Annotated in this window: 22 protein-coding genes; 6 read left to right on the top strand and 16 right to left on the bottom strand. The window is 63.1% G+C overall.

What is annotated here, in order from left to right; genetic code table 11:
- Nucleotides 1–169: 169 nt before the first annotated feature.
- Entirely contained in the window at nt 170–2,224 is a 2,055-nt protein-coding gene (gene tkt, locus ACQRBV_RS19775) for a transketolase (protein ID WP_411984298.1), read from the top strand.
- A 110-nt stretch (nt 2,225–2,334) separates the two neighbouring features.
- Here tkt and uvrA read toward each other — a convergent pair whose 3' ends face one another.
- The 7 genes from uvrA to ACQRBV_RS19740 all read right to left on the bottom strand — a co-directional run bounded on the left by uvrA (nt 2,335) and on the right by ACQRBV_RS19740 (nt 13,019).
- Nucleotides 2,335–4,848, bottom strand: coding sequence for an excinuclease ABC subunit UvrA (gene uvrA, locus ACQRBV_RS19770; protein ID WP_411984299.1), 2,514 nt, complete (start codon nt 4,846–4,848; stop codon nt 2,335–2,337).
- Nucleotides 4,845–6,557 (bottom strand): ATP-binding protein, encoded by a 1,713-nt coding sequence (locus ACQRBV_RS19765; RefSeq protein ID WP_411984300.1) that lies wholly within the window; start codon nt 6,555–6,557, stop codon nt 4,845–4,847. The genes uvrA and ACQRBV_RS19765 overlap by 4 nt, the downstream gene beginning before the upstream one ends.
- Before the next feature lie 109 nt (nt 6,558–6,666).
- Nucleotides 6,667–9,738: an error-prone DNA polymerase gene (locus tag ACQRBV_RS19760; protein ID WP_411984301.1), complete on the bottom strand. Its 3,072-nt coding sequence runs from the start codon at nt 9,736–9,738 to the stop codon at nt 6,667–6,669.
- The gene (locus tag ACQRBV_RS19755; protein WP_411984302.1) at nt 9,735–11,147 is read right to left on the bottom strand and encodes a Y-family DNA polymerase; all 1,413 of its coding nucleotides are present in this window, start codon (nt 11,145–11,147) and stop codon (nt 9,735–9,737) included. Before ACQRBV_RS19755 ends, ACQRBV_RS19760 begins: the two co-directional genes overlap by 4 nt.
- A 7-nt stretch (nt 11,148–11,154) precedes the next feature.
- Nucleotides 11,155–11,769: a translesion DNA synthesis-associated protein ImuA gene (imuA, locus tag ACQRBV_RS19750; RefSeq protein WP_411984303.1), complete on the bottom strand. Its 615-nt coding sequence runs from the start codon at nt 11,767–11,769 to the stop codon at nt 11,155–11,157.
- Nucleotides 11,769–12,386, bottom strand: a complete 618-nt coding sequence (gene lexA / locus ACQRBV_RS19745; protein ID WP_090370520.1) for a transcriptional repressor LexA — start codon at nt 12,384–12,386, stop codon at nt 11,769–11,771. Before lexA ends, imuA begins: the two co-directional genes overlap by 1 nt.
- Before the next feature lie 45 nt (nt 12,387–12,431).
- On the bottom strand, nt 12,432–13,019 hold the full coding sequence (locus ACQRBV_RS19740; RefSeq protein ID WP_090370519.1) for an NUDIX domain-containing protein: 588 nt from the start codon (nt 13,017–13,019) through the stop codon (nt 12,432–12,434).
- Nucleotides 13,020–13,212: 193 nt separating this feature from the next.
- Between ACQRBV_RS19740 and ACQRBV_RS19735 the strand changes: the two genes are divergently transcribed.
- Complete coding sequence (locus tag ACQRBV_RS19735; protein ID WP_411984304.1) at nt 13,213–14,139, top strand: alpha/beta hydrolase; 927 nt, start codon at nt 13,213–13,215, stop codon at nt 14,137–14,139.
- 192 nt (nt 14,140–14,331) lie between these two features.
- Here ACQRBV_RS19735 and ACQRBV_RS19730 read toward each other — a convergent pair whose 3' ends face one another.
- Nucleotides 14,332–15,492: an alpha-hydroxy acid oxidase gene (locus tag ACQRBV_RS19730; RefSeq protein ID WP_090370517.1), complete on the bottom strand. Its 1,161-nt coding sequence runs from the start codon at nt 15,490–15,492 to the stop codon at nt 14,332–14,334.
- Nucleotides 15,493–15,613: 121 nt separating this feature from the next.
- Between ACQRBV_RS19730 and ACQRBV_RS19725 the strand changes: the two genes are divergently transcribed.
- On the top strand, nt 15,614–16,399 hold the full coding sequence (locus tag ACQRBV_RS19725; protein ID WP_060752530.1) for a DeoR/GlpR family DNA-binding transcription regulator: 786 nt from the start codon (nt 15,614–15,616) through the stop codon (nt 16,397–16,399).
- Here the strand turns inward: ACQRBV_RS19725 and ACQRBV_RS19720 are convergent.
- From ACQRBV_RS19720 to ACQRBV_RS19710, 3 genes are read right to left on the bottom strand one after another with little or no spacing between them, the layout of a single operon-like run.
- Nucleotides 16,364–17,092 carry a DUF72 domain-containing protein gene (locus tag ACQRBV_RS19720; RefSeq protein ID WP_411984305.1) on the bottom strand — a complete coding sequence of 243 codons (729 nt, stop codon included), beginning with the start codon at nt 17,090–17,092 and terminating at the stop codon, nt 16,364–16,366. The two genes, ACQRBV_RS19725 and ACQRBV_RS19720, sit on opposite strands and share 36 nt — an antisense overlap.
- Nucleotides 17,089–17,520 (bottom strand): DNA methylase, encoded by a 432-nt coding sequence (locus ACQRBV_RS19715; RefSeq protein WP_411984306.1) that lies wholly within the window; start codon nt 17,518–17,520, stop codon nt 17,089–17,091. The genes ACQRBV_RS19720 and ACQRBV_RS19715 overlap by 4 nt, the downstream gene beginning before the upstream one ends.
- 2 nt (nt 17,521–17,522) lie before the next feature.
- The gene (locus ACQRBV_RS19710) at nt 17,523–17,735 is read right to left on the bottom strand and encodes a hypothetical protein (protein WP_411984307.1); all 213 of its coding nucleotides are present in this window, start codon (nt 17,733–17,735) and stop codon (nt 17,523–17,525) included.
- A gap of 203 nt (nt 17,736–17,938) precedes the next feature.
- Here ACQRBV_RS19710 and ACQRBV_RS19705 point away from each other — a divergent pair, with 203 nt between their 5' ends.
- On the top strand, nt 17,939–18,499 hold the full coding sequence (locus ACQRBV_RS19705) for a type 1 glutamine amidotransferase domain-containing protein (RefSeq protein WP_411984308.1): 561 nt from the start codon (nt 17,939–17,941) through the stop codon (nt 18,497–18,499).
- Nucleotides 18,500–18,559: 60 nt separating this feature from the next.
- Here ACQRBV_RS19705 and ACQRBV_RS19700 read toward each other — a convergent pair whose 3' ends face one another.
- From ACQRBV_RS19700 to ACQRBV_RS19690, 3 genes are all read right to left on the bottom strand, one after another.
- Nucleotides 18,560–18,766 (bottom strand): PLD nuclease N-terminal domain-containing protein, encoded by a 207-nt coding sequence (locus tag ACQRBV_RS19700; protein WP_411984309.1) that lies wholly within the window; start codon nt 18,764–18,766, stop codon nt 18,560–18,562.
- A 91-nt stretch (nt 18,767–18,857) separates the two neighbouring features.
- The gene (locus tag ACQRBV_RS19695; protein WP_060752524.1) at nt 18,858–19,418 is read right to left on the bottom strand and encodes a putative natural product biosynthesis protein; all 561 of its coding nucleotides are present in this window, start codon (nt 19,416–19,418) and stop codon (nt 18,858–18,860) included.
- Between the two features lie 62 nt (nt 19,419–19,480).
- Entirely contained in the window at nt 19,481–19,864 is a 384-nt protein-coding gene (locus tag ACQRBV_RS19690) for a DUF2946 domain-containing protein (RefSeq protein ID WP_060752523.1), read from the bottom strand.
- Nucleotides 19,865–20,055: 191 nt separating this feature from the next.
- On the opposite strand from ACQRBV_RS19690, the gene ACQRBV_RS19685 reads away from it, so the two are divergent.
- Nucleotides 20,056–20,664 carry an SCO family protein gene (locus ACQRBV_RS19685; RefSeq protein WP_060752522.1) on the top strand — a complete coding sequence of 203 codons (609 nt, stop codon included), beginning with the start codon at nt 20,056–20,058 and terminating at the stop codon, nt 20,662–20,664.
- On the top strand, nt 20,664–21,131 hold the full coding sequence (locus ACQRBV_RS19680; RefSeq protein WP_060752521.1) for a copper chaperone PCu(A)C: 468 nt from the start codon (nt 20,664–20,666) through the stop codon (nt 21,129–21,131). The genes ACQRBV_RS19685 and ACQRBV_RS19680 overlap by 1 nt, the downstream gene beginning before the upstream one ends.
- Before the next feature lie 293 nt (nt 21,132–21,424).
- Here the strand turns inward: ACQRBV_RS19680 and ACQRBV_RS19675 are convergent, their stop codons facing one another.
- A complete protein-coding gene (locus ACQRBV_RS19675) occupies nt 21,425–21,754 on the bottom strand; it encodes a DHCW motif cupin fold protein (protein ID WP_090370508.1) in 330 nt (109 codons plus the stop codon).
- Nucleotides 21,755–21,890: 136 nt separating this feature from the next.
- Nucleotides 21,891–22,361: a GNAT family N-acetyltransferase gene (locus ACQRBV_RS19670; RefSeq protein WP_244383299.1), complete on the bottom strand. Its 471-nt coding sequence runs from the start codon at nt 22,359–22,361 to the stop codon at nt 21,891–21,893.
- Nucleotides 22,362–22,507: the final 146 nt, after the last annotated feature.

The raw sequence follows: 22,507 nt of genomic DNA, 5'->3' as shown, positions 1-22,507 counted from the left end.
CCTCTGCACGTTGATCAATGGCCTACGCTCTTGAAGCTAGCCCATTGCGCAGGGTCTTGTCATGTCCGGGATCAATAGGGCTCCGTTCGTCGCAAGGCGGGCGATGGGATCAAACCTTTTGCCCAGCCCTGCCCTCCACTCTAGATCGCCACCCGAGGGAGACCGGTTCATGAATCATGCTGCCACCGCTGTCGACACCCAATGCATCAACACGATTCGCACCCTGGCCATGGACGCCGTGCAGAAGGCCAATTCCGGCCACCCCGGCACGCCGATGGGCCTGGCGCCGGTGGGGTATACGTTGTGGAGTCGCTTCCTGCGTTATCACCCGCAGCAACCCGACTGGCCCAACCGTGATCGGTTTGTGTTGTCGGTGGGGCATGCGTCGATGCTGCTGTATTCGCTGCTGCACCTGGCCGGTGTGGTCGAGATCGATGCCCATGGCAAACGCTCCGGAGCGCCCGCGATCAGCCTCGACGACATCAAGCAGTTCCGGCAGATGGGCTCCAAGACCCCAGGCCACCCCGAATACCGCATGACTACCGGCGTGGAAACCACCACCGGCCCGCTCGGCCAGGGCTGTGCCAACAGCGTCGGCATGGCCATGGCCGAGCGCTGGCTGGCCAAGCGTTTCAACCGCGACGGCAAGGTGCTGTTCGACTACAACGTCTACACCCTGTGCGGTGACGGCGACATGATGGAGGGTATCAGCGGCGAAGCGGCATCGTTGGCCGGGCACCTGCAGCTGGATAACCTGTGCTGGATCTACGACAACAACACCATCAGCATCGAGGGCCACACGGAGCTGGCGTTCAGCGAAGATGTGATCCAGCGCTTCCAGGCCTATGGCTGGCACACCCTGCACGTCACCGATGCCAATGATCTGCAGGCCCTGAGTGCTGCGCTGGCAACCTTCCAGGCCAACACCGGCGCCCCGACCCTGATCGTGGTCGACAGCGTGATCGGCTATGGCTCGCCCCACAAACACAACACAGCCGCCGCCCATGGCGAGCCGCTGGGTGAAGAAGAAATCCGCCTGACCAAGGCCGCCTATGGCTGGCCACAGGACTCCAGCTTCCTGGTGCCCGATGCGGCGCGTACGGCGTTGCGCGATGCGTTGCTCGAACGCGCCGAGCCCTTGTTCAGCCAATGGAACCAGACCCTGTCCCAGCTCGACGCGCCATTGGCCGACGAACTCCAGCGCATGCGCGCCGGGGAAATGCCGGCACAGTGGCAAGCCGACCTGCCGGACTTTGCGGCGGATACCAAGGGCGTCGCCAGCCGTGCCTCGGGCGGCGAGGTGCTGAACGCCTTCGCCCAGCATATCCCTTGGCTGATTGGCGGGTCGGCGGATCTGTCGCCCTCGACCAAGACCAATCTCACCTTTGATGGTGCCGGGCGTTTCAGCGCCGACGACTACAGCGGGCGCAACCTGCACTTCGGGATTCGTGAACATGCCATGGGCGCCATCGCCAACGGCATGGCCTTGTCCTACCTGCGGCCCTACACCTCGACGTTCCTGGTGTTCAGCGACTACATGAAACCGCCGATCCGCCTGGCGGCGATCATGGAGTTGCCGGTGGTGTTCGTGTTTACCCACGACTCGATCGGCGTGGGTGAGGACGGGCCAACGCACCAACCCATCGAGCACCTCACGCAGCTGCGGGCCACGCCGGGGTTGCTGACCCTGCGCCCCGGCGATGCCAATGAAACCCTGGAATTGTGGAAGGTAGCCTTGGCGCAAACCCACCGGCCCAGCTGCCTGGTGCTGTCGCGCCAGGCGTTGCCGACCCTGGACCGTACGCAGTATGCGAGCGCCTCGGGGGCGGCCAGGGGCGCCTATGTGCTGGCGGGTGCCGAGCGCCCTGAAGTGTTGCTGTTGGCGACCGGCAGTGAAGTCAGCCTGGCCGTGGCGGCCTATGAACAGTTGACCACCGAAGGGATTGCCGCGCAGGTGATTTCAATGCCCAGTTGGGAGCTGTTTGAAGAGCAGGAACGCAGCTATCGCGACAGTGTGTTGCCGCCCGCGGTGAAGGCTCGGGTAGCGATAGAACAGGCCGGCCCCCTGGGTTGGGACCGCTATGTCGGGCAGACCGGGGCCAAAGTGGTGATGAACAGCTTCGGGGCTTCGGCGCCGCTGGCCAAGTTGCAGGAGAAGTTCGGGTTTACGGTTGAGAATGTGGTGGAGCTGGCCAGGCAGCAGATCCAACGGGCTCAACACTGAATGCGTTGATTCGCACTTGCTCTCGATGGCGGGGTTCAGTCGACACATGAAGTGACTGACAGGCCGTCATCGGGAGCAAGCCCCCTCCCACAGTTTGTCCCGCATCGGCCTCACAGTTCCCGGGCGAGGAAGGGGGCGGTGCGGCTGGCCTTGCTCTTGGCGACTTTCTGCGGCGTACCACACGCCACCACCTTGCCGCCTTGAGCGCCCGCTCCCGGCCCGATATCGATCACCCAATCACTCTGGGCGACCACGCGCATTTCATGCTCCACCACCACCACGGTGTGGCCGGCATCCACCAGTTGATTCAACTGGCTGAGCAGGCGGTCGACGTCTCGCGGATGCAGGCCGGTGGTCGGCTCATCCAGTACATACAACGTGGTGCCCCGCGCATTGCGTTGCAGTTCGGTCGCCAGCTTGATGCGCTGCGCCTCACCGCCCGACAACTCCGTCGCCGGCTGGCCCAGGCGCAAATAGCCCAGGCCGATATCCCGCAGTACCTGCAAGGAGCGCAATATCCCCGGCTGCTCGGCGAAGACCTCGACCGCCTGCGCCACCGTCAACCCCAGCACTTGGGCGATGTTCAAGCCCTGCCATTGGATCGCCAGAGTCTCGGGGTTGTAGCGGGCGCCATGGCACGTCGGGCACGGCGCATACACACTGGGCATGAATAACAATTCGACGCTGACAAAGCCTTCGCCTTCGCAATTCGGGCAGCGGCCCTTGGCGACGTTGAAGGAAAACTGCCCGGCATCGTAACCGCGCTTTTTCGCCGCCGGTGTGGCAGCGAACAGTTTGCGCACGTTGTCGAACAGCCCGGTGTAGGTCGCAAGGTTCGAACGCGGAGTGCGGCCGATGGGTTTCTGATCCACCTGCACCAGGCGGCGAAGGTGTTCCAGGCCGCTGCTGATCCGCCCGCCGCTGGCTTGCGGCGTGTCATCTTCCAGGCTCGGTTCTTCGTCGTTCTCCAGCACGCGCCCCAGGCCCGTGCCTACCAGTTCCAGCAGCGCCTGGCTGACCAGGCTGGATTTACCCGAGCCGGAAATACCGGTCACTGCCGTGAAGCACCCCAGCGGGAACTCCACGTCCAGGTCATTGAGGTTATTGCGCGTCACCCCTTCGAGCTTCAACCAGCCCGAGGGCTCACGATGCGGCTGACCTGGCGGGCGCCGTTCGGCGAACAGATACTCACGGGTCTGCGACGCCTCAACGTCGGCCAAACCGGCCGGCGGGCCGCTGTACAGCACCTGCCCACCCTGCTCGCCGGCCGCCGGGCCGACGTCGATCAGCCAGTCGGCGCGGCGCATGGTTTCCAGGTCGTGCTCGACCACGAACAACGAATTGCCCGCCGCCTTCAAGCGCTCCAATGCGCTGAACAACGCTTCACCATCGGCCGGGTGCAGGCCCGCCGAAGGCTCATCCAGCACATAGATCACCCCAAACAACTGCGAGCCCAATTGAGTAGCCAGGCGCAGGCGCTGCAATTCACCGGACGACAAGGTCGGCGTACTGCGCTCCAGGGACAGATAACCCAGGCCCAATTCGATCAAGGTGTTGACCCGCTCCAGCAGGTCCTGGGCGATGCGCTGCGCCGCCAGGCGCTTTTCCACCGACAGTTTCATCTTGTCCTGCCCCGCCGCCACCGGACGCAACAGCTCGGCCAACCGGGACAACGACAACTGCGACAACTCACCGATATCCACCCCGGCAAACTTCACCGACAGCGCCGCCTGGTTCAGTCGCTTGCCTTCGCACAACGGGCACGCGCTGCCCTGCATGAATTGCGCGACGCGCTTTTTCATCAGTGCGCTTTGGGTGTGGGTGAAGGTGTGCAGGATATAACGCCGCGCACCGCTGAACGTGCCCTGGTAGCTCGGCTCCAGTTTGCGCTTGAGGGCGTCGCGGGTCTGTTCGGGGGTGAAGCCGGCATACACCGGTACGGTCGGGGTTTCTTCGGTGAACAGGATCCAGTCGCGCTGCTTTTTCGGCAGGTCGCGCCACGGAATATCGACGTCATAGCCCAGCGTCACGAGGATGTCGCGCAGGTTCTGGCCCTGCCATGCCAGCGGCCAGGATGCCACCGCACGCTGGCGCAGGGTCAGCGACGGGTCAGGCACCATCAGCGCCTCGGTCACCTCATACACGCGACCCAGGCCATGGCACTCCGGGCAGGCCCCCTGGGGCAGGTTCGGCGAAAAGTCTTCGGCGTACAGCATTGGCTGGCCCGGCGGGTAGCTGCCGGCGCGGGAATACAGCATGCGGATCAGGCTCGACAGCGTGGTCACGCTGCCCACCGATGAACGCGCACTCGGCGTGCCGCGCTGCTGTTGCAGGGCCACGGCGGGGGGCAGGCCCTCGATGCTGTCCACGTCCGGGACACCAACCTGATCGATCAGGCGCCGCGCATACGGCGCCACCGACTCGAAGTAACGGCGCTGCGCCTCGGCATACACCGTGGAAAATGCCAGCGACGACTTGCCGGAGCCGGACACCCCGGTGAACACCACCAAGGCGTCACGGGGAATGTCCACATCGACATCGCGCAGGTTGTGTTCGCGGGCGCCACGCACCCGGACGAAGCCGACCGGGGTAGAAAGCTTGGGCATGTTGCGCTGTGAGGTCATGGGCAACCTTGTCGGGTGTTGAGCACCGAGCGCACCCGTTGCGTCAGGGCATCGGGGCTGTAGGGCTTGCTCAGCAAGTTGATATCCGGACTCAGCAAATGATTGCTGGAGAGAATGTCACGGGTGTGCCCGGAGGTGAACAGTACCGGCACGGGAGGCTGCTGCACGCGGGCCCAGTCGGCCAGGTCCGTGCTTTTGACTCGGCCGGGCATCACCACATCCGTGAAAATCAGGTCCGGCCGTACACCGTCCTGCAACACCCGCATCGCCCGGTCGCCGTCCTCGGCGGTGAGTACGGTATAGCCCGCTTGCTTGAGCAACTCGACGACCGTCAGGCGCACGCCTTCATTGTCCTCCACCACCAGGATGGTCTCCTGGCCGCCGCAGTGCAGCGCCAGTTCTTCCTGTGTGTCCAAGCATTCCGGCTCCAGGCTGTGGGGGAAATACATCTGCACCGTCGAGCCCTTGCCCTCCTCGCTCCACATCTCCACGTGCCCGCCGCTTTGGCGCACGAAGCCGAACACCATGCTCAAGCCCAGCCCGGTGCCCTGGCCCTCGAGCTTGGTGGTGAAAAACGGCTCGAAGACGCGCTTGAGCACCTCCGGGCACATCCCCACGCCGGTGTCGCTGACCGCCAGGCGCACATACTCGCCCGGCTTGATACTTTTACCGGCGCAATCGTCAGGGTTGAGGATGATGTTTTCGCCGGTGATACGAATCACGCCTTCGCCGTGCATGGCATCCCGGGCATTGATCGCCAGGTTGAGCAGCGCGTTTTCCAGCTGGTTGCGGTCGACCTTGATGCACCAGGCATCCGTGGGCATCTGCACATCGATATGAATGGTTTCACCCAACGCACGCTGCAGCAATTCGCCCAGGCCCGCATAGATGCGCTGCGGGTTGTACACCGCCGGCGACAGCGGCTGGCGACGGGCGAAGGCGAGCAGTTGCGCCGACAGCTTGGCGCCGCGCTCAACGGCCTCAATGGCTGCGTTGACCCGGCGCTGCACCTGGGCGTTATCCGGCTCATGCCGGGCCAGCAGGTGCAGGTTGCCGGCGATCACCTGCAGCAGGTTATTGAAGTCGTGGGCTACACCACCGGTCAGGCCGCCGATGGCTTCCAGCTTCTGCGACTGGCGCAGTTGATCCTCGGCAGCGGAGCGCGCCTGCACTTCAGCGGCGACGCGTTGTTCCAGATTGTGGGTAAGTTCCTGGCGCACTTGCTCGGACTTCACCAGTTCGGTGGTCTCCACCACAATCGCCAGCACGCCGGCCGGCTGCTGGTTGTCGCCGGCAACCGGGCTGTAATACAGGTCCAGCCAGACCGTCTCCGGCTTGCCATGGCGCGACAGTACCAGGTCCTTGTTGTTGAATAACAAGGTCCCGCCCGCCAGGCAGGTGTCGACCACATGACGGTTGAAGTCGGCGACTTCCGGCCAACCCAACTCCACCGGCTTGCCCAATAGATACGGGTGGCGGCCACCGGCAAACGCCGAATAGCTGTCGTTATAGATCATGTACCCCGCCCGCCCCCACAGCATCACCATCGGCACGGGCGAGGCCAGCATCATTTGCACGTTGCAGACCAGGCTGGTGGACCACGAGTCGATGGGGCCAAGATCAGTGGTCGACCAGTCGAACGCGCGGATTCGCCGGGCCATTTCACCGGCCCAGCCTTCGCAGCCATGAGAGTTGGATAAAAAATGCATGGGTTGACTCAGTACGAAAAGAAAACATCGACCAGCGTTGGAGCGCGCCAACCCTAGATCGTTTCACCGCCTTAACGCCAGCAGGTAAATGCAACCCGCGTCACAGTCTTCAGTGAAAATCCCGGCTGCGCACATGGATCCCTTCCAGCAGCGGCGTCAGGTCGGTCAAACGTCCGGCGATCAGGTGTCGCACGTCGCCCACCGCCTCCCAGCGCCCATCCACCTTGAGCAGCCGAGAGCCCACCAGCGCCTGGCGCTGACGCTCGGCCAAGTCACGCCAGACCACCACGTTGAGGTTACCGAACTCATCCTCCAGGGTGACGAAGGTCACGCCACTGGCCGTGCCGGGCCGCTGCCGCCCCGTAACCAGCCCGGCAATACTCACGTTACGACCATGCTCGACCGCCAGGAGTTCATGGGAGCTGCGGCAGCGTCGCTTGCGCAATTCTTCACGCAACAGCGCCACTGGGTGCGGGCCAAGGGTGGTACCAACGGTGGCGTAATCAGCGTGCAGGTCTTCGCCGACCGAAGGCGCCGGCAACTCCACCACCGCTTCGTCGGGGCTGGGCAGGCCGGCGAACAGGCCCAGTTGCTGCTGCACGCCCGCCACCTCCCAGCGCGCTTTGTGCCGATGCCCGGCCAACGCCCGCAAGGCCCCGGCATCCGCCAGCAAGGCCTGGGCCCGCGCATCCAGCCCGGCGCGTGCGCCCAGGTCGGCAATGTCGCTGAATGCCTGGTGTTGGCGAGCGGCCTCGATACGTCGTGCGTCCTCCTCGCGAAACCCTGCGATCATGCGCAAGCCCATGCGTATTGCCGGTTGCGCGCCGTCAATAGGCTCCAGGCTGCAATCCCAGTCGCTGGCCTGGACTTCCACCGGGCGAATCTGTAACCGATGGCGCCGGGCGTCCTGCAGGATCTGGTCCGGGCTGTAGAAACCCATGGGCCAACTGTTGATCAGCGCACAGGCGAAAGCGGCCGGCTCATGGCATTTGAGCCAGCAACTGGCATAGGTCAGCAAGGCGAAACTGGCCGCGTGGGACTCGGGGAAACCATAGCTGCCAAAGCCCTTGATCTGCTCGAAAATCTGCGCGGCAAAGGCTTCGGTGTAGCCGTTCTTGAGCATGCCGTCGCGCAGGCGCTCCTGGTGCGGCTCCAGCCCGCCGTGGCGCTTCCAGGCAGCCATCGAACGGCGCAACTGGTCGGCCTCGCCGGGGCTGTAGTCAGCGGCGACCATGGCGATCTGCATCACCTGTTCCTGGAACAGCGGAATGCCCAGGGTGCGCTTCAACACCGTTTTCAATTGCGGCGACGGGTAAGTGGTGGCTTCTTCATTGTTCCGACGACGCAGGTAAGGATGCACCATGCCGCCCTGGATCGGCCCCGGCCGCACAATCGCCACCTCAATCACCAGGTCATAGAAATTATTCGGCTTGAGCCTGGGCAGCATCGACATCTGCGCCCGCGATTCGATCTGGAACACGCCGATGGTGTCGGCCTTGCTGATCATCGCGTAGGTCGCCGGATCTTCCTTGGGGATCGTCGCCAAGGCCAGGTCACGGCCACGGTGGCGGCGCAACAGGTCGAAACAGCGGCGGATCGCACTGAGCATGCCCAGGGCCAGAATATCCACCTTGAGCAGGCCGACCGCATCGAGGTCGTCCTTGTCCCACTGGATGATGGTGCGCTCGGCCATGGCCGCGTTTTCCACCGGCACCAGGGTGTCCAGCGGGTATTCGGAAATCACGAAGCCGCCGGGGTGCTGCGACAGATGACGGGGAAAACCAATCAGTTGCCGGGTCAGCGTCAGCACGCGGCGCAGGATCGGGCTGTGCGGGTCAAAGCCGCTTTCACGCAGGCGTTCCAGGGGCGGAGCATCGTCACTCCAGCGCCCGCAACAGTCGGCCAGGGCGTTGATCTGGTCCGGCGGCAGCCCCAGGGCCTTGGCCACGTCGCGTACCGCGCCGGCCGCGTGATAACAACTGACCACCGCCGTCAACGCCGCACGGGTGCGGCCGTAGCGTTGGAACACATACTGCAACACCTCCTCGCGGCGATCGTGCTCGAAGTCCACATCAATGTCCGGGGGCTCATTGCGCTCCTTGGACAGGAAGCGCTCGAACAGCATAGCCGTCAGGCTGGGGTCGATCTCGGTGATGCCCAAGGCAAAACACACGGCCGAGTTGGCCGCCGAACCCCGACCCTGGCACAGGATCGAACGGCTGCGGGCGAAGCGCACGATGTCGTGAACCGTGAGGAAATAGCTTTCATAACCCAGGGTGCCGATCACCTCCAGTTCCTTGTCGATCTTCTGCAAGGTCTTGCTATCAACCCCCTTTGGCCAGCGCCGGGCAATGCCTTCTTGCGTCACGGCACGCAGCCAGGACGTTGCGTCATGCCCCTCCGGCACCAGCTCGCGTGGGTAGTGATAATGCAACTGGCCGAGGTCAAAGGTGCAACGGCGCGCAATGGCCTGGGTCTCGTCGAGCAACGCTTGCGGATACAGCGCAGCCAGGGCGTCGAGATCACGCAAGTGCCGCTCGCCATTGGGGTGCAGGCGCGTGCCGGCCTCGGCCACCGGCACGTGATGGCGGATAGCAGTCATGGTGTCTTGCAGGGCCCGACGGCCGCGCACATGCATATGCACATCACCGCAGGCCACCGCCTTGATATTCAGGCTGGCGGCCAGCTGCAGGCGTTGTTCCAGATGACGCGCATCGTCCTGGCCGCAGTGCAGGTGTACCGCCAGCCACAGGCGTTCGGCGAAGGTGTGGCGCAGCCATTGGATCGACGCCTGGGTGTCGCTGTCTTCGGCCACCCACAATGCCAGCAGGCCCGGCAACGGTTGTTCAAAATCGGCTGGCAGCAGGCGATAACCGCCCTTTGCGGCACGCCGTCGGGCCAGGGTGATCAAGCGGCACAGGTGCTGGTAGCCACTCAGGTCTTCCACCAGCAGCACCAGTTTCGGGCCGTTTTCGATGCGCACTTCGCTGCCGATAATCAACGGCAACGCCACGGCCTTTGCCGCCTGCCAGGCCCGCACGATACCTGCCAGCGTGCATTCGTCGGTGATCGCCAGGGCGCTGTAGCCCTGGCCTTTGGCGCGCTCGAACAACTCCAGCGCACTGGAGGCGCCGCGCTGGAAACTGAAGTTGGACAGGCAATGCAGCTCGGCGTAATTCATGCAAACCAACCCTGCAACCACAACCCATCGGGTTCGCCGACGGTGCGGTAGGCCCAGCCTTGCTGGCCGGCACGGGTGCGGATCAGGTAATAGTCGCGACGGATATCCGCGCCGTCCCACCAGCCGGATTCGATGCGCTCCGGGCCCAAGAGGATCTGCACGCCAGGCTCGGCCAGCAGGGTCGGCTCGGCCAGCAACCAGCCGGGGCGGCGCACGTTGTCCAGGGGCTGGCACGGGTGTTTGGCCGCTGCCGCTTGCCAGGCGCATTCGGGGCGATGGTCGGCATGAAAACGCAGGCTCTGCACCGCGTCATCGCCAAGCCGCGCACGCAGGCGTTCGCGCAGTTGCTCCCAGGGCAAGGTCTGTTGCGGGCGGTCGTCGAACAGGTCCTGGCGCTGCGGCACGAATACGGGCAAGTCCTGGGCCAGCAGGCGCACGCCGCGTACCGGCGCGCTGACTTGCACCTGCTCCAGGCGCCCGCGGGCCAGTTCGAACAACATCGAAGGTTCCCGCTCGGCGCTGAGCAGGCCGACCTTGATCACGCTATCGGGTTGCTGGGCGTGTTCCAGGTGCAGGTCAAAACGCTGCACACCACTGTCACGACCGCAGAGGAAGGCGGACAGGTCGCCGGTCAAACGGCGCAAGGGGAAGAGCAGCGCCTGGTGGGATTGCACGTCGAAATTCAATTCGATGCGTGCCTCGAACTGATCCGGCGGCTGATAGAACGCCAAGGCCAATGGCCGTTGCCCGGTGAGGGTATCCAGGTGCTTGAGCAAGCCCGCCTCGAAACGCCGCGCCAGGGTGTGCCGGGGCAACGCCTGCACCTGGGCCAGGGTGCGCAGGCCCATGCGGGACAACGCGATGGCGGCCTGCGGGTCGAGGCCGGCGCGGTCGATGGGCAGCGACGCCAGGGCCTGGCTCAAGGCGTCGTCAGTCACCGCCAGGCCATCATAGAGATTGGCCAATACCCGCGCCGCCGCCGGGTTGGGCGCGGCGACGATACGGTGGCGAAAACCTAACTCGTTCAGCTCCTGGCGCAAACGCGCTTCGAACTGCGGCCACGGCCCGAACAGGCCCAGGCTCGACTCGATCTCGAACAACAAGGCGCGTGGGTAGTGCAGGCTGACCTGGGAGCTGAAACAGTAGGCCCAGGCCGCGAGGAACTGCTGCCAACGCTCGATCTCGGCGGGGTCGTATTCGGCGCAGGCAAAGGACTTGGCCAGCGCATGGGCCGCCGTCAGCGATTGCCCGGGGCGCAGGCCCAAGGCACGGGCGGCAGCATTGACGGTCTGCAGCACGCGACGTTGCGGGGTACCGGCCAACAACGCGAGGGGCGCGTCCGGCTCGGGGTGCGCACGCTGCACGCCATCCAGCGCCAATTGCGGAAAGACAATACACACCCAACGCATGGCAACCTCAGTGCCCCGCCAACGCGATGGGCGCCGGATGGGCCAACCCGCCCCGGCATTTGAGCACCCGCACTTGTGCAGGCGCTACCTCAACCGCCAGGCGCAAAGCCGCCGGCGACGCATTGACCGCCTCGCTCAAGGCACGCCAGGCAAACGCCAGGGTCTGCCCGGTTTCCGCCGCCACCTGCAAGCGGCGCAGTGCTCGGTCATCGGCCTTGCGCGGCCAGCACAGCACCGCGCCGCAACTACCGGAGCGCAGGCATTGCTCCACCGCCCACAACGCATCGCGCTCCTCGGCCCGGATCACCGACAGCTGGCGCACATCCACCCCGGCGTTCTGCCAGGCGTGGGGGTACGGCGTGTAAGGCGGCGCGACCAACACAATTCGCTCCCCCGCCGCCGACAAGCGCGCCAGGGTCGGCAGCACCAATTGCAATTCGCCGATGCCCTCTTTGGCCATCAGGATTTCGCTCAAGGCCGACTCCGGCCAGCCGCCCGTTGGCAACACCGCATCCAGCCTCGCCAACCCCGTGGGGTGCACGCTGGCCGGTGGTGCAACGGGCCGGCCCTTCCACACGCGCCCACCATTGAACAGCGCGTCCAGGGCAACCACGGCGCCCATCAGCCTTGCCTCACCAGGCCACAGAACACCCCTTCAATGGCCAGGTCCTGGTCGGGCCCGACCACGATGGGTTGATAGGCGGGGTTGCGCGGCAGCAGGCGCACGCGCTCGCCACTGCGCTCGAAACGCTTGATGGTGACTTCTCCATCCAGCCGCGCCACGACGATTTGCCCGTTCAGCACCTCGGCACTGCGGCGCACGCCCACCAGGTCGCCGTCGAGGATGCCGTCATCGATCATCGAGTCGCCCTGCACCCGCAATAGATAATCCGGGGTTTTCGTGAAGGTGGCAGGGTCCAGTTGCAGGCGGCTGTGCACTTCGGCGTCGGCGCCGATGGGCCGGCCCGCAGCCACTCGGCCGAGCACCGGCACATCCAGCCATTCGGGGCGCGCCGGTTGGTTGAGCAGGCGAATGCCCCGCGCCTGGTTCGCGTTGACCTCGATGAACCCGGCTTCAGTCAGGGCTACCACGTGCTTGCGCGCGACGCTGCGCGAGGCGAAGCCGAACGCCTCGGCGATCTCGGCGAGGCTGGGGGGCTGACCTTGCTGCGCGATACGGTCGCGGATAAAGGTCAGGATGGCGGTACGGCGGGGAGTGAGAGTCGTCATGGAGTACATTTGTACTCCTCTGGGAAATTTCTGACAATAACCGCCAGTCGGGGCTCACCAGCCGTCTTTCAACATCCGCAGTTCCAGATACTGCAGCAGCATGATCGTCTTGCCATCCACAATCTCGCCGTCCTGTACCATCGCCAGCGCCTGCTCGAACCCCAGCTCCAGCACTTCGATATCCTCGCCCTCCTCCTCCAGACCGCCCCCCGTACCGACCTGATCCGTCGGTTGGTACTCGCCGATAAAGAAGTGAATGCGCTCAGTCACCGAACCCGGGCTCATGAACGCCGAGTAGATTTTCTCCACGTGGCCGACGCGATAGCCGGTCTCTTCTTCGGCTTCCAGGCGAATGCGTTCTTCGGGGCTGGCGTTGTCGAGCAAGCCGGCCGCCGCTTCGATCAGATAGCCGTGGTAGTCGTTGACGAAGGTGGGCATGCGGAACTGGCGGATCAGCAACACCGTGCGCTGCGCACGGTTGTACAGCAGGATGGTCGCGCCATTGCCGCGGTCGTACACCTCACGGGTCTGGGCTTGCCAGCTGCCGTCCTGGCGGCGCAAGTCGAAGCTGTATTTTTTCAACAGGTACCAGTTTTTCGAGAGGGTTTCTTCGGCGGTGATGCGAACGGGGCTGTTGTCCATGGTTGGGCCTCTGTACGTGGGAGGGCGAGCATGTTCCCGGGCGCCGGCCAGCGTCAAGTTGGCAGGTGCGCTCGAGTTCAACGGAGGCGATGTAACACTTTGCAAGCAATGCCCACTCACGACTGTCGAATTAATTCCTTACCCGATGTGCCATCTGGTAAAACCCCTGCTTTGTTTTTGTCCTGGAATCTTCATGTCCTCTCGTTTTCTGTCTCGCCTCGGCCTGCGCTGGGTTCCCCTGCTGTGCATGGCACTGCTGATCATCGGCCTGCCCGTGGGGTGTGCCGTGCTGCAACACAAAGAACGTGAGCTGGTGTTTCGCATCGAACCGGGCACCGCCGGCTGGTATACCGGGCTGCCCAAAGCGGTACAGGAATTCGACCTCAAGCCGGCCAGTTTCAAGTCGGGCCAGAACATTCACGGCTGGTGGTACCCGGCAGACAAGAAGGACGCCCCGGCGATCCTCTACCTGCACGGCGTGCGCTGGAACCTCACCGGCCAGCTGTTTCGCATCGAGCAATTGCACGCCTTGGGGTATTCGGTGCTGGCCATCGACTATCGTGGCTTCGGCCAGAGCCAGGGTGATCTGCCGTCGGAAACCAGTGTCTACGCAGACGCGCGTATCGCCTGGGAACGCTTCAAGGTGCTGCAACCCGACCCGAACAAGCGCCTGATCTACGGGCACTCCCTGGGCGGCGCGGTGGCGATCGACCTGGCGGCCGAACTGAGCCGGCAAACGCCGATCCCTGTGCGCGGCCTGGTGATCGAATCCACTTTCACATCGCTGGGGGACGCGGCGACCGCCGTGGCCAACACCTCACTGCCGGTGCGCTGGTTGCTCTCGCAGAAGTTCGACTCCATCGACAAGATCGCTGATGTGCACATGCCGCTGCTGGTGGTCCACGGCCTGGCCGACCAGTACGTGCCGCCGCGTTTCAGCCAGCAATTATTCGACGCCGCCCAGCAGCCCAAGCGACTGCTGCTGGTGCCCGGTGCCACCCACAACAACAGCATGAGCCTGGCCGGCCGCAGTTATGGCCAGGCACTGGACAGGTTGATGCAAGCGAAGGCGCCGTCCCAGGTCGTGACACACTCCACAGCACCCGACGGCGACTCCTGAACACGCATTTCGGCACTGAGTTCGCGCTTGCCTGTCAAGCGCAAACCCTGCCCATACTGGCCCTCGCCGGCAGTTGATCAAATATTAACCGCAGGTTAAATCGCCAACCCAGCCGGGTCTTCGCAAAGTTATCCACAGAGATACCCACGGTTTTCGTGGACAACTCTTTTTACTTTTTTACGATTTTTTTGCTCAGCAATTCCCTTCAGGCAAGGTTCCCGGCAGCAAAATCTCGCGATTCACATCGCGTATATCGTTATAGCCGCACAGCGCCATCGACACATCCAACTCGCGGGCGATGATGTCGAGAGCCTTGGTCACGCCCGCCTCCCCCATCGCGCCCAGACCGTACAGATGGGGGCGGCCGATCATCGTGCCCCTGGCCCCCAGCGCGACCGCCTTGAGCACATCCTGGCCGCTGCGGATACCGCCATCGAGCCACACTTCAATGCGCTGGCCCACCGCGTCGACAATCGCCGGCAATTGGCTGATGCTCGACGGCGCCCCATCAAGTTGACGGCCACCGTGGTTACTCACCACCAGTGCATCGGCACCGGCGTCTGCCGCCAGGCGCGCATCGTCCACATCGAGAATGCCCTTGATGATCAGCTTGCCGCCCCAGCATTGTTTGATCCACTCCACATCGTCCCAGCTCAGGCGCGGGTCGAATTGCTGGGCGGTCCATGACGAAAGCGAACTCATGTCGGCCACGCCTTTCACGTGGCCAACGATATTGCCGAACCCACGGCGCCTGGTACCGAGCATGCCCATCACCCAACGTGGCTTGGTCGCCATGTTGAGGATATTCGGCAGAGTCAATCGCGGCGGTGCCGACAGGCCGTTGATCAAGTCCTTGTGGCGTTGCCCGAGGATCTGCAAGTCGAGTGTGAGCACCAGCGCATCCACGCCGGCAGCCTTGGCACGCTCGATCAATTGTTCGATAAACCCGCGATCACGCATTACATAGAGCTGGAACCAGAACGGCTGGCCGACATGCTCGGCGATGTCCTCCAGTGAACAGATGCTCATGGTCGACAAGGTGTAGCGCAGGCCGAATGCGGCGGCGGCGCGGGCGGTAAGGATTTCGCCGTCGGCGTGCTGCATGCCCGCCAGGCCCGTCGGCGCCAGGGCCACCGGCATGGCCATGTCCTGGCCGATCATCGTAGTGCGGATCGAGCGCTGGTCGATATTGCGCGCCACGCGCTGGCGGAATTTGATCCGGGCGAAATCGCTTTCATTGGCCCGGTAGGTGCTTTCAGTCCAGGAACCGGAATCGGCGTAATCGTAGAACATCCGTGGGACACGTTTTTGCGCCAGCTTGCGTAAGTCTTCGATGGTTGTGATCAACGTCATCTAGGTCACCTCTCCCTGAACCGAGCACGAAGAGTAACCGTCCAGCGGTTGCGCAACCAGCCATTGCGTTTATAGCAGCAGGCGGCTAATGTCGCACAAACAAGCAAAAAGACGCACAAACATGCATAACACTCATCAAGCCACTGACCTGCCTTCCTTGCGTAAACAGAAGATCCTGTTGCTGCTGGAGCGCGACGGAAAAGTCACCGCAGCGGAGCTGGTGGAGCATTTTGCCGTATCCCAGGACACTATCCGCCGCGACCTCGGCGAACTGGCCGCCGCCGGTTTGTTGCAGCGCGTACACGGTGGCGCCTTGCCCCGGCCCAAGGACACCGGCAAAGACTTCTTTACCCGGGTCGGCGAGACCAACGAGGCCAAGCGTCAGCTCGCCCAATTGGCGGCGCAGCGCGTGGAGGACGGCCAGATCGTGCTGTTCGACTCCGGTTCGACCACCCTGCGCATTGCCCAATCGCTGCCGCGCTCGATTCACCTGACGGTGGTCACGCCCTCACCGATGATCGCCATCGCCCTGGCCGACCATCCCCATGTGAAAGTGATCCTGGCCGGCGGCCAGCTCAACCCGGCCACGCTTTCCACCGGCGGCCACGATGCCGTGCGCCTGATCCAGAGTATCAAGGCAGACCTATTGTTCACGGGCGTGTGCGCCCTGCACCCGCAAGTGGGCATCACCTCGTTGCACTTCGATGAAGTGGTGGTCAAACAGGCCTTGCTCGACAGCGCCTCCCACGTGGTCGCAGTGACCATGGCGGACAAGCTCGGCGCGGTGGAGCCCTTTGTCGTAGCGCCCTGCAACCGTCTTCACACGCTGATTACCGAGTGGCATGTGCCGAGTGTCGAAGCCTATGAACAGCTAGGTCTGGAAGTGGTTCGGGTAGAGGTCGAGTAGGCACAAGGCATCGGCCGTCGCGTGGCCACTGGCGGTGTTATCGAAAATGCACCACGTGGGCACGCCCGCCGCTACCGAGAGGTCGAGCTGTTGCCCGAACGCCTTCACGCGTTCGGGCCCATAGGCACTGTAATAGATGCGCTCAGCGCCGTGCAGGCGCCAATACTGCACGCCTGGCCAACCGGTGCTCATCTGGATGACAACCGGGTCGGCGATCACCCGGCCGATGTGCAGGTCCATCAGCAGCGACTCGGCCTCTCGCCAGCTGGGATGACGCGGCTCCAGCACCACGGCGCCGGCAAAACGTTGGCGCAATGCCATGAACCAATTCGACGCCACGGCCGGGTCATAGCTCAGTGAGGGCGGTAACTGCACCAGCAGGCAACCGAGCTTTTCACCCAGGTGCAGACACTGTTCCAGAAACTCATCCAGTGCCGTGTCACAAAGCTGCAAACGCAGTTCATGGGTGATGCGCTTGGGCACCTTGACCGAAAAGCGAAAGCTTGCCGGCACCGATTGTGCCCAGCGCTCGTAGGTCTTGGGCTGGTGCGCGCGATAAAACGAACTGTTGATTTCCACTGCATTGAAGCGCGACGCATAACGTTGCAAATGCGTGCCCTCGTCGGCAAATGCCGGCCAGTGCTCACGGGGCAAACTCCACCCCGCACAGCCTAGATACAACGATGCGGTCAAAACAGCACCTTGGCCGCATCGCGCATGAAGATTTCGATCGTCTTGGGGCCAACCCCCTCGAACTCACCCAGGCGTTTCTCGAACGCCGGACGGTCGCCACTGGCGTCGCGTATCTGCGTGATCTTGCCGGCATACTCGGCGTTCAACTTGGCGCTAAGGTCCAACAGCCGTTGCGCGGTGGTTTCGTCATAGCGCACGTAGTGGGCACGCCCCAGCATCCTGACCAGTTCGCCAGCAGTGCAGTGCTGCAACTTGCGCGCAGTATCACGCCCCTCTTGCTCGACGATCACGCGGTACGCCTGCGCGGCAATCGGCGCCTGGATTCGCTTGCCCATCAGAAAGCTGGCAATAAACCATTTGAACAGGCTGGCGTCGTCTTCGGGCGCCAGTTCGATACCCAGTTCGGAAGCGGTGATCGACTTGGCCATGATCAGTGGTCCAGCTTGCGCTCAGCCTTGTCGGCCTGCTGGTTGATCGCCTCGGCCTGGCGCTCGGTGTCCTTGATCGAGGTGGGCGTGAGCACCTTGTCGATGGTTTCGGTCTTCGGGTTCGGATGCTCCAGCGTGCGGCCTTTGACGGGTTTTTCCGCACCCTTCTGCGCTTGCTCGGAACTGATCGGATCAGGGGTTTTATCGGCAGTCATGCTTGGTCTCCAGGCAGTTTTGAACGCTCGCCATAAAGGCGAGCCCTTATGCAGCAGAGCCCGCCCCCTTTCGATAGTTCAAGGAAACTGCCCCGCACAACCGTCCAGCCCATCAACCCAAATTAATTTAAACCTTTAGCCCCTGGCCTTGATCAACTCTCCCATATCCACCCATTAACCCAGCCATCAGGAGACTCTCGATCATGAGCTCACTACTTAGCGGCAAGAAGATTCTGGTCATCACCTCCAACACCGGTATCGAGCGCGATGAACTGCTCAAGCCACTGGAGGCATTGCGCGGCTACGGCGCGACCGTGACCCACGGTTCCAGCAAGGGCGGCACCACGCAGACGTTCGTCGGCGATACTGAGAAAGACAAAACCGTAGAGTCCGACGTGGCGCTGTCGGATGTGTTGAGCAACGATTTCGATGCCCTGGTCATCCCGGGTGGCACCGTCAACGCCGACACCCTGCGCCAGGACGCCAGCGCGTTGAAGTTGATCAACGATTTCGTCAAGGCCGGCAAGACCGTGGCAGCGATTTGCCATGGGCCGTGGACGTTGATCGACGCCGGCGTGATCCAGGGCAAAACGCTGACCTCGTATAAAAGCGTGCGCATCGACTTGGAAAATGCCGGAGCTGCGGGCTGGGTCGACGCCGAGGTCAAGGCATGCAAGGCCAATGGCTGGACCTTGATCACTTCGCGCACACCCGATGACCTGCCGGCGTTCAATGAAGCGATTGCCAAGGCGGTTGCTGGATAAGCCGAACCCTTGAATGAAAACAGGCGCCTCAAGGGCGCCTGTTCTGCTTCAGCTTCTACGTTAGCTTCTACGTTGCTCAGGCATCTCGCGTTTAGGCCCGAATATCGCCCAGGCGATCAGCCCGAACAGCGGCACAAAGATCAAGATCACCAGCCAGAAACCCTTGCTTTCCCAGCCCCCGGTACTGCGCAATACGGTACTGATCGCCCACAATTCCACCAGCACCAGAACCACGGCCAGGCCGATCCAGATGTATTCAGTTTGCATGCTTCACCTCCTAGGTCGTATGCGTTAGGTCAAGCCGATGCGCCAAGGGTTCATTAAAATTGCGCAGCCATCGCAGCGCGATGCTGACTGCTCAAGGCACCGGCAACCAGCCGCTGAACTCACCCCGTGCGTTCAGCGGGCTCCAGGCGAAGTCCAGGGTAGAAGCGGGTAATGCCTGCTGTTGCGCGGCGCTGATCGGCGGGCCTTTCCAATCGAAGAGAGTGGCGCCTTGCCAGGCCAGGACCAGACCCCGGGCCTGGCTGGTGTCCAGGCTGATCCAGCACGCTGCTGCGGCCGCCATGAACGCCTCGATCGGCTCCTCATTGATTTGCGCACGGTACGGGGAGCCCAGCAGCCAGCGCGCCACATTCAGGTGGTAGGTCCAATCCAGTGGCGGCTGCTTGCGATAGGCCCAGGTCATGAAGCTGCGGAACAGGTTCAAGCCCTCGGGCGGGTCGAGTTTGAGCAGCGTCGGGCAGATGTCGAACAAGCTGTGCCAATGAGGCAGCAGGCGTGCATCCAGGTGCACGAAGCAACGGGAATTACTCGGGTAGTGCGCCAACAACGGTTCCGTACGCAGGGGTTGCGCAAGCGGGCGACGGGACGCCTTGCTGACCAGGCGACTGGCGCCTGCAGGCAATAGAGAGGTCATCAAATGGACTCACAGTCGTGACGATAGAACGCCTCCTGATCACAGGAAGCCCAAGGCACACGTCAGGCTGCGGGAGAAGCGCGGGGGTTGGCCGAGGGCCAGGAATAACGCGGCGGCGCCTTGTTGCGCCGCTCATGGGCCGGGCCCGGGGTTTGCTGAAGGCTCAGCAGCCAGGCCAGGCCGATAAGAAACACGATGGCCACGGTGACCGCGTTGCACACCGGGCAGGCAAAGTAGTTCGAGATGTTGCTGGACGACGGAGTGCCCAACCCTTTATCGGAAAGTGGCGCCTGGCTCCCGTCCACCGAACAGAACGCGCCGCCGATACCGTTGAGCTGCTGGCCCAGCATCTGCCCATGGCCCAAACCGCACACGAACACGTTCATCAGCACGCAGAAGTACAGGGTCCAGGCGATCAGCGAACGGTCGGGATGGCTCAGTTTCATGGCGGCGACTCTACCACCGAAGCCGTAAAAGGATGAAGCGCGACGCGCCCCTGTGGCAGAACGTCGCAGATTACGCAGGCAGGCCTGGGTTGGTAGACTGTGCGCCCTCCTCGTTTCTACGTTTCAATGCCTTTTCAAAGCCTGATGTGTAGATCCAGAGCCATGCAGGCGCTTCACAGGATGCACAGTTGATGAGTACGTTATTCACCCGCCGCAAAGTGCTGACCGGTATGGGCCTGTTGGGCCTGGGCAGCCTGCTGGGCGGCTGTGACTACAGCCCCAAGCTGAACTTCAAGTACGGCAAGGACCTCAGTGACAAGATCATGGGCCGCACCTTCAAGCTCAAGAACACCGACGGCGAAACCGTCACCCTGAGCTCGTTCCGTGGCCTGATGCCGGTGGTGTTCTTCGGTTTCACCCAGTGCCCGGCCGTATGCCCCACCACTCTGGCGCGCGCCGCCCAGGCCAAGAAGCTGATGGGCCGCGACGGCGAGATCATGCAGGTGGTGTTCATCACCCTTGACCCCGAGCGTGACACACCGCAACTGCTCGACCGCTACGTGAAAGCCTTCGACCCCAGCTTCGAAGCGCTGTACGGCACCCCGGAAGAAATCGCCGTGGCCGCCAAGGAATTCGGGATCTTCTATGAAAAGATCCCGGCCGGGGACACCTACACGCTGTCCCACACTTCGACCAGTTTCGTCTTCGACACCCGCGGCAACCTGCGCCTGGGGCTGTCGGCATCCCTTACCGCTAAAGAGTGCGCAGAAGACCTGCTCACCGTCATGGAGGTCTGCTAATGACTGCCGTTCAACACCTCAAACGCGTTGCCTTCGGCCTGACCCTGCTGGGCCTTGCCGCCCACGCCAGCGCCCAGGTACAAGTCAGCGATGCCTGGGTGCGTGCCACAGTGCCGGGCCAGCCGTCCAGCGGCGCGTTCATGACCCTCACCGCCGACAGCGACAGCCAGTTGCTCAGCGTGGCGTCGCCGGTGGCCAAGGACGTACAGATCCATGAGATGAGCATGAAGGACGACGTGATGAAAATGGGCCCGGTAGACTCGGTCGCCCTGCCCGCCGGCAAAGCCGTCAAGCTCGACCCGGACGGCTACCACGTGATGCTGATGGGCCTCACCGGCCAGATCAAGGAAGGCGACCAGGTGCCGCTGACCCTGACCGTCAAGGACGCCAAGGGCGAGAAACAGTCCATCGAAGTAAAAGCAGCGGTCCGTGCCCTGAACGGCATGGACCACAGCAAGATGCACTGACTGTAGTGAGCGGGCTCGCCCTAATGCCAGTCAGTTAAGGATTAACGCGGTCAATGTGGGAGGGGGCTTGCTCCCGATGGACTGCGTAGCAGGCCCATTTTTGAGGCCGCTGCGCGGCCTATCGGGAGCAAGCCCCCTCCCACAATTTATTCATCGCCCGCTTTATCGCTTAACTGACTGGCATTAGGGCTTGCCGCCCCAATAAGAACGCCACAGTATTTTCAGTGGAGCCGAGGTGCCTGGGGTTAGGGCCGCTTCGCAGCCCAGCGCGGGGCGAGCCCGCTCACTACAGATCAGTCGACGATGAAGAGTTTGGCGCCAATGGCCGTCGAGGAGCGATGGCCCTCCATGTCATTGCCCACCTGATAACTCATCCCGGCCGTCAGAATGAACCGGCGGCCATCTTCCAGCTCCGTGTGCAACTCGCCTTCAAGGCACAACAGCACATGCCCTCTCCAGCACCAATGATCCGCCAGGTAACCGGGCGTGTACTCCACCAGACGCACGCGGGTGGTGCCGAAATGGCAAGTACGCCATAAGGCATTGCCGGTAACGCCAGGATGGGTTGTGGGTTCGAGGGTGGCCCAATCCGTGGTGCCAAACGGGACAGCGGTAAGATCCATGGGACACTCGGTCGTCAGTTAGCGTGGCATGAAACTACCGGGCCGAGGCCGTTGGCGATAGACACAGATCCGACGGGTTTGCGGGATACAGGTGCCTTCGCTTGTCAGGCAATCAAGTGCGGGGGTTCTGCAGGGTTCAAACCGCAGCCAGCCGCTTCACCATCGGCACACACGCCAGCGTCAGCCCCGACGGCGAGTGATAGACCGCCTGCTCCTCACCCACATATCCGTTGGCGCGATAGAAGCTTGCCGCGTTCAGCGTGGCGTCCAGCACCACTTCTTCAATCGCCAATGCCCGCGCCACGCTTTCCAGATGATCGAGCATTGCCTTGCCGTACCCGCGGCCGGTGAAGGCCGGCAGTACAAACAACGCGCCGACTTCATTGTTGGCAAGGTCGAGCATGCCGGTGGCGACAGGCTGACCGTTCACCCACCCCAGGTAAAACAGTTTTTCCATCAGGGCGTTGTAACCGTCGCTTGCGCAACCTCGGGTCCAGAGCGCCATTTGCTCAGCGCTGTAGGCACCGATGCATTGACCGCGAATGGCCTCACGGCGAATCTCAAACGCGCGGTCAGCATCGTCTGGCGTGGCTCGTCTTATCTCCAACCGTACTGCCTCCTTCCATGACTTCAAATTGCCACTAGCCCATTTGTGCTAATCGACCCTGCCGGTCCCCGGCGCTATATTCCCCGGCACTTCCAACGCTCCGCCAACACCGTGCCTCCAGGGCGCGAGGGCTCGTTGCGCGTTGG

Source organism: Pseudomonas sp. R11F (assembly GCF_050312575.1).
In the GTDB taxonomy this organism is placed as follows: domain Bacteria; phylum Pseudomonadota; class Gammaproteobacteria; order Pseudomonadales; family Pseudomonadaceae; genus Aquipseudomonas; species Aquipseudomonas palleroniana.
The sequence above is the reverse complement of the archived record's forward strand: the minus strand, read 5'-3'. Positions and strand labels throughout refer to the sequence as shown.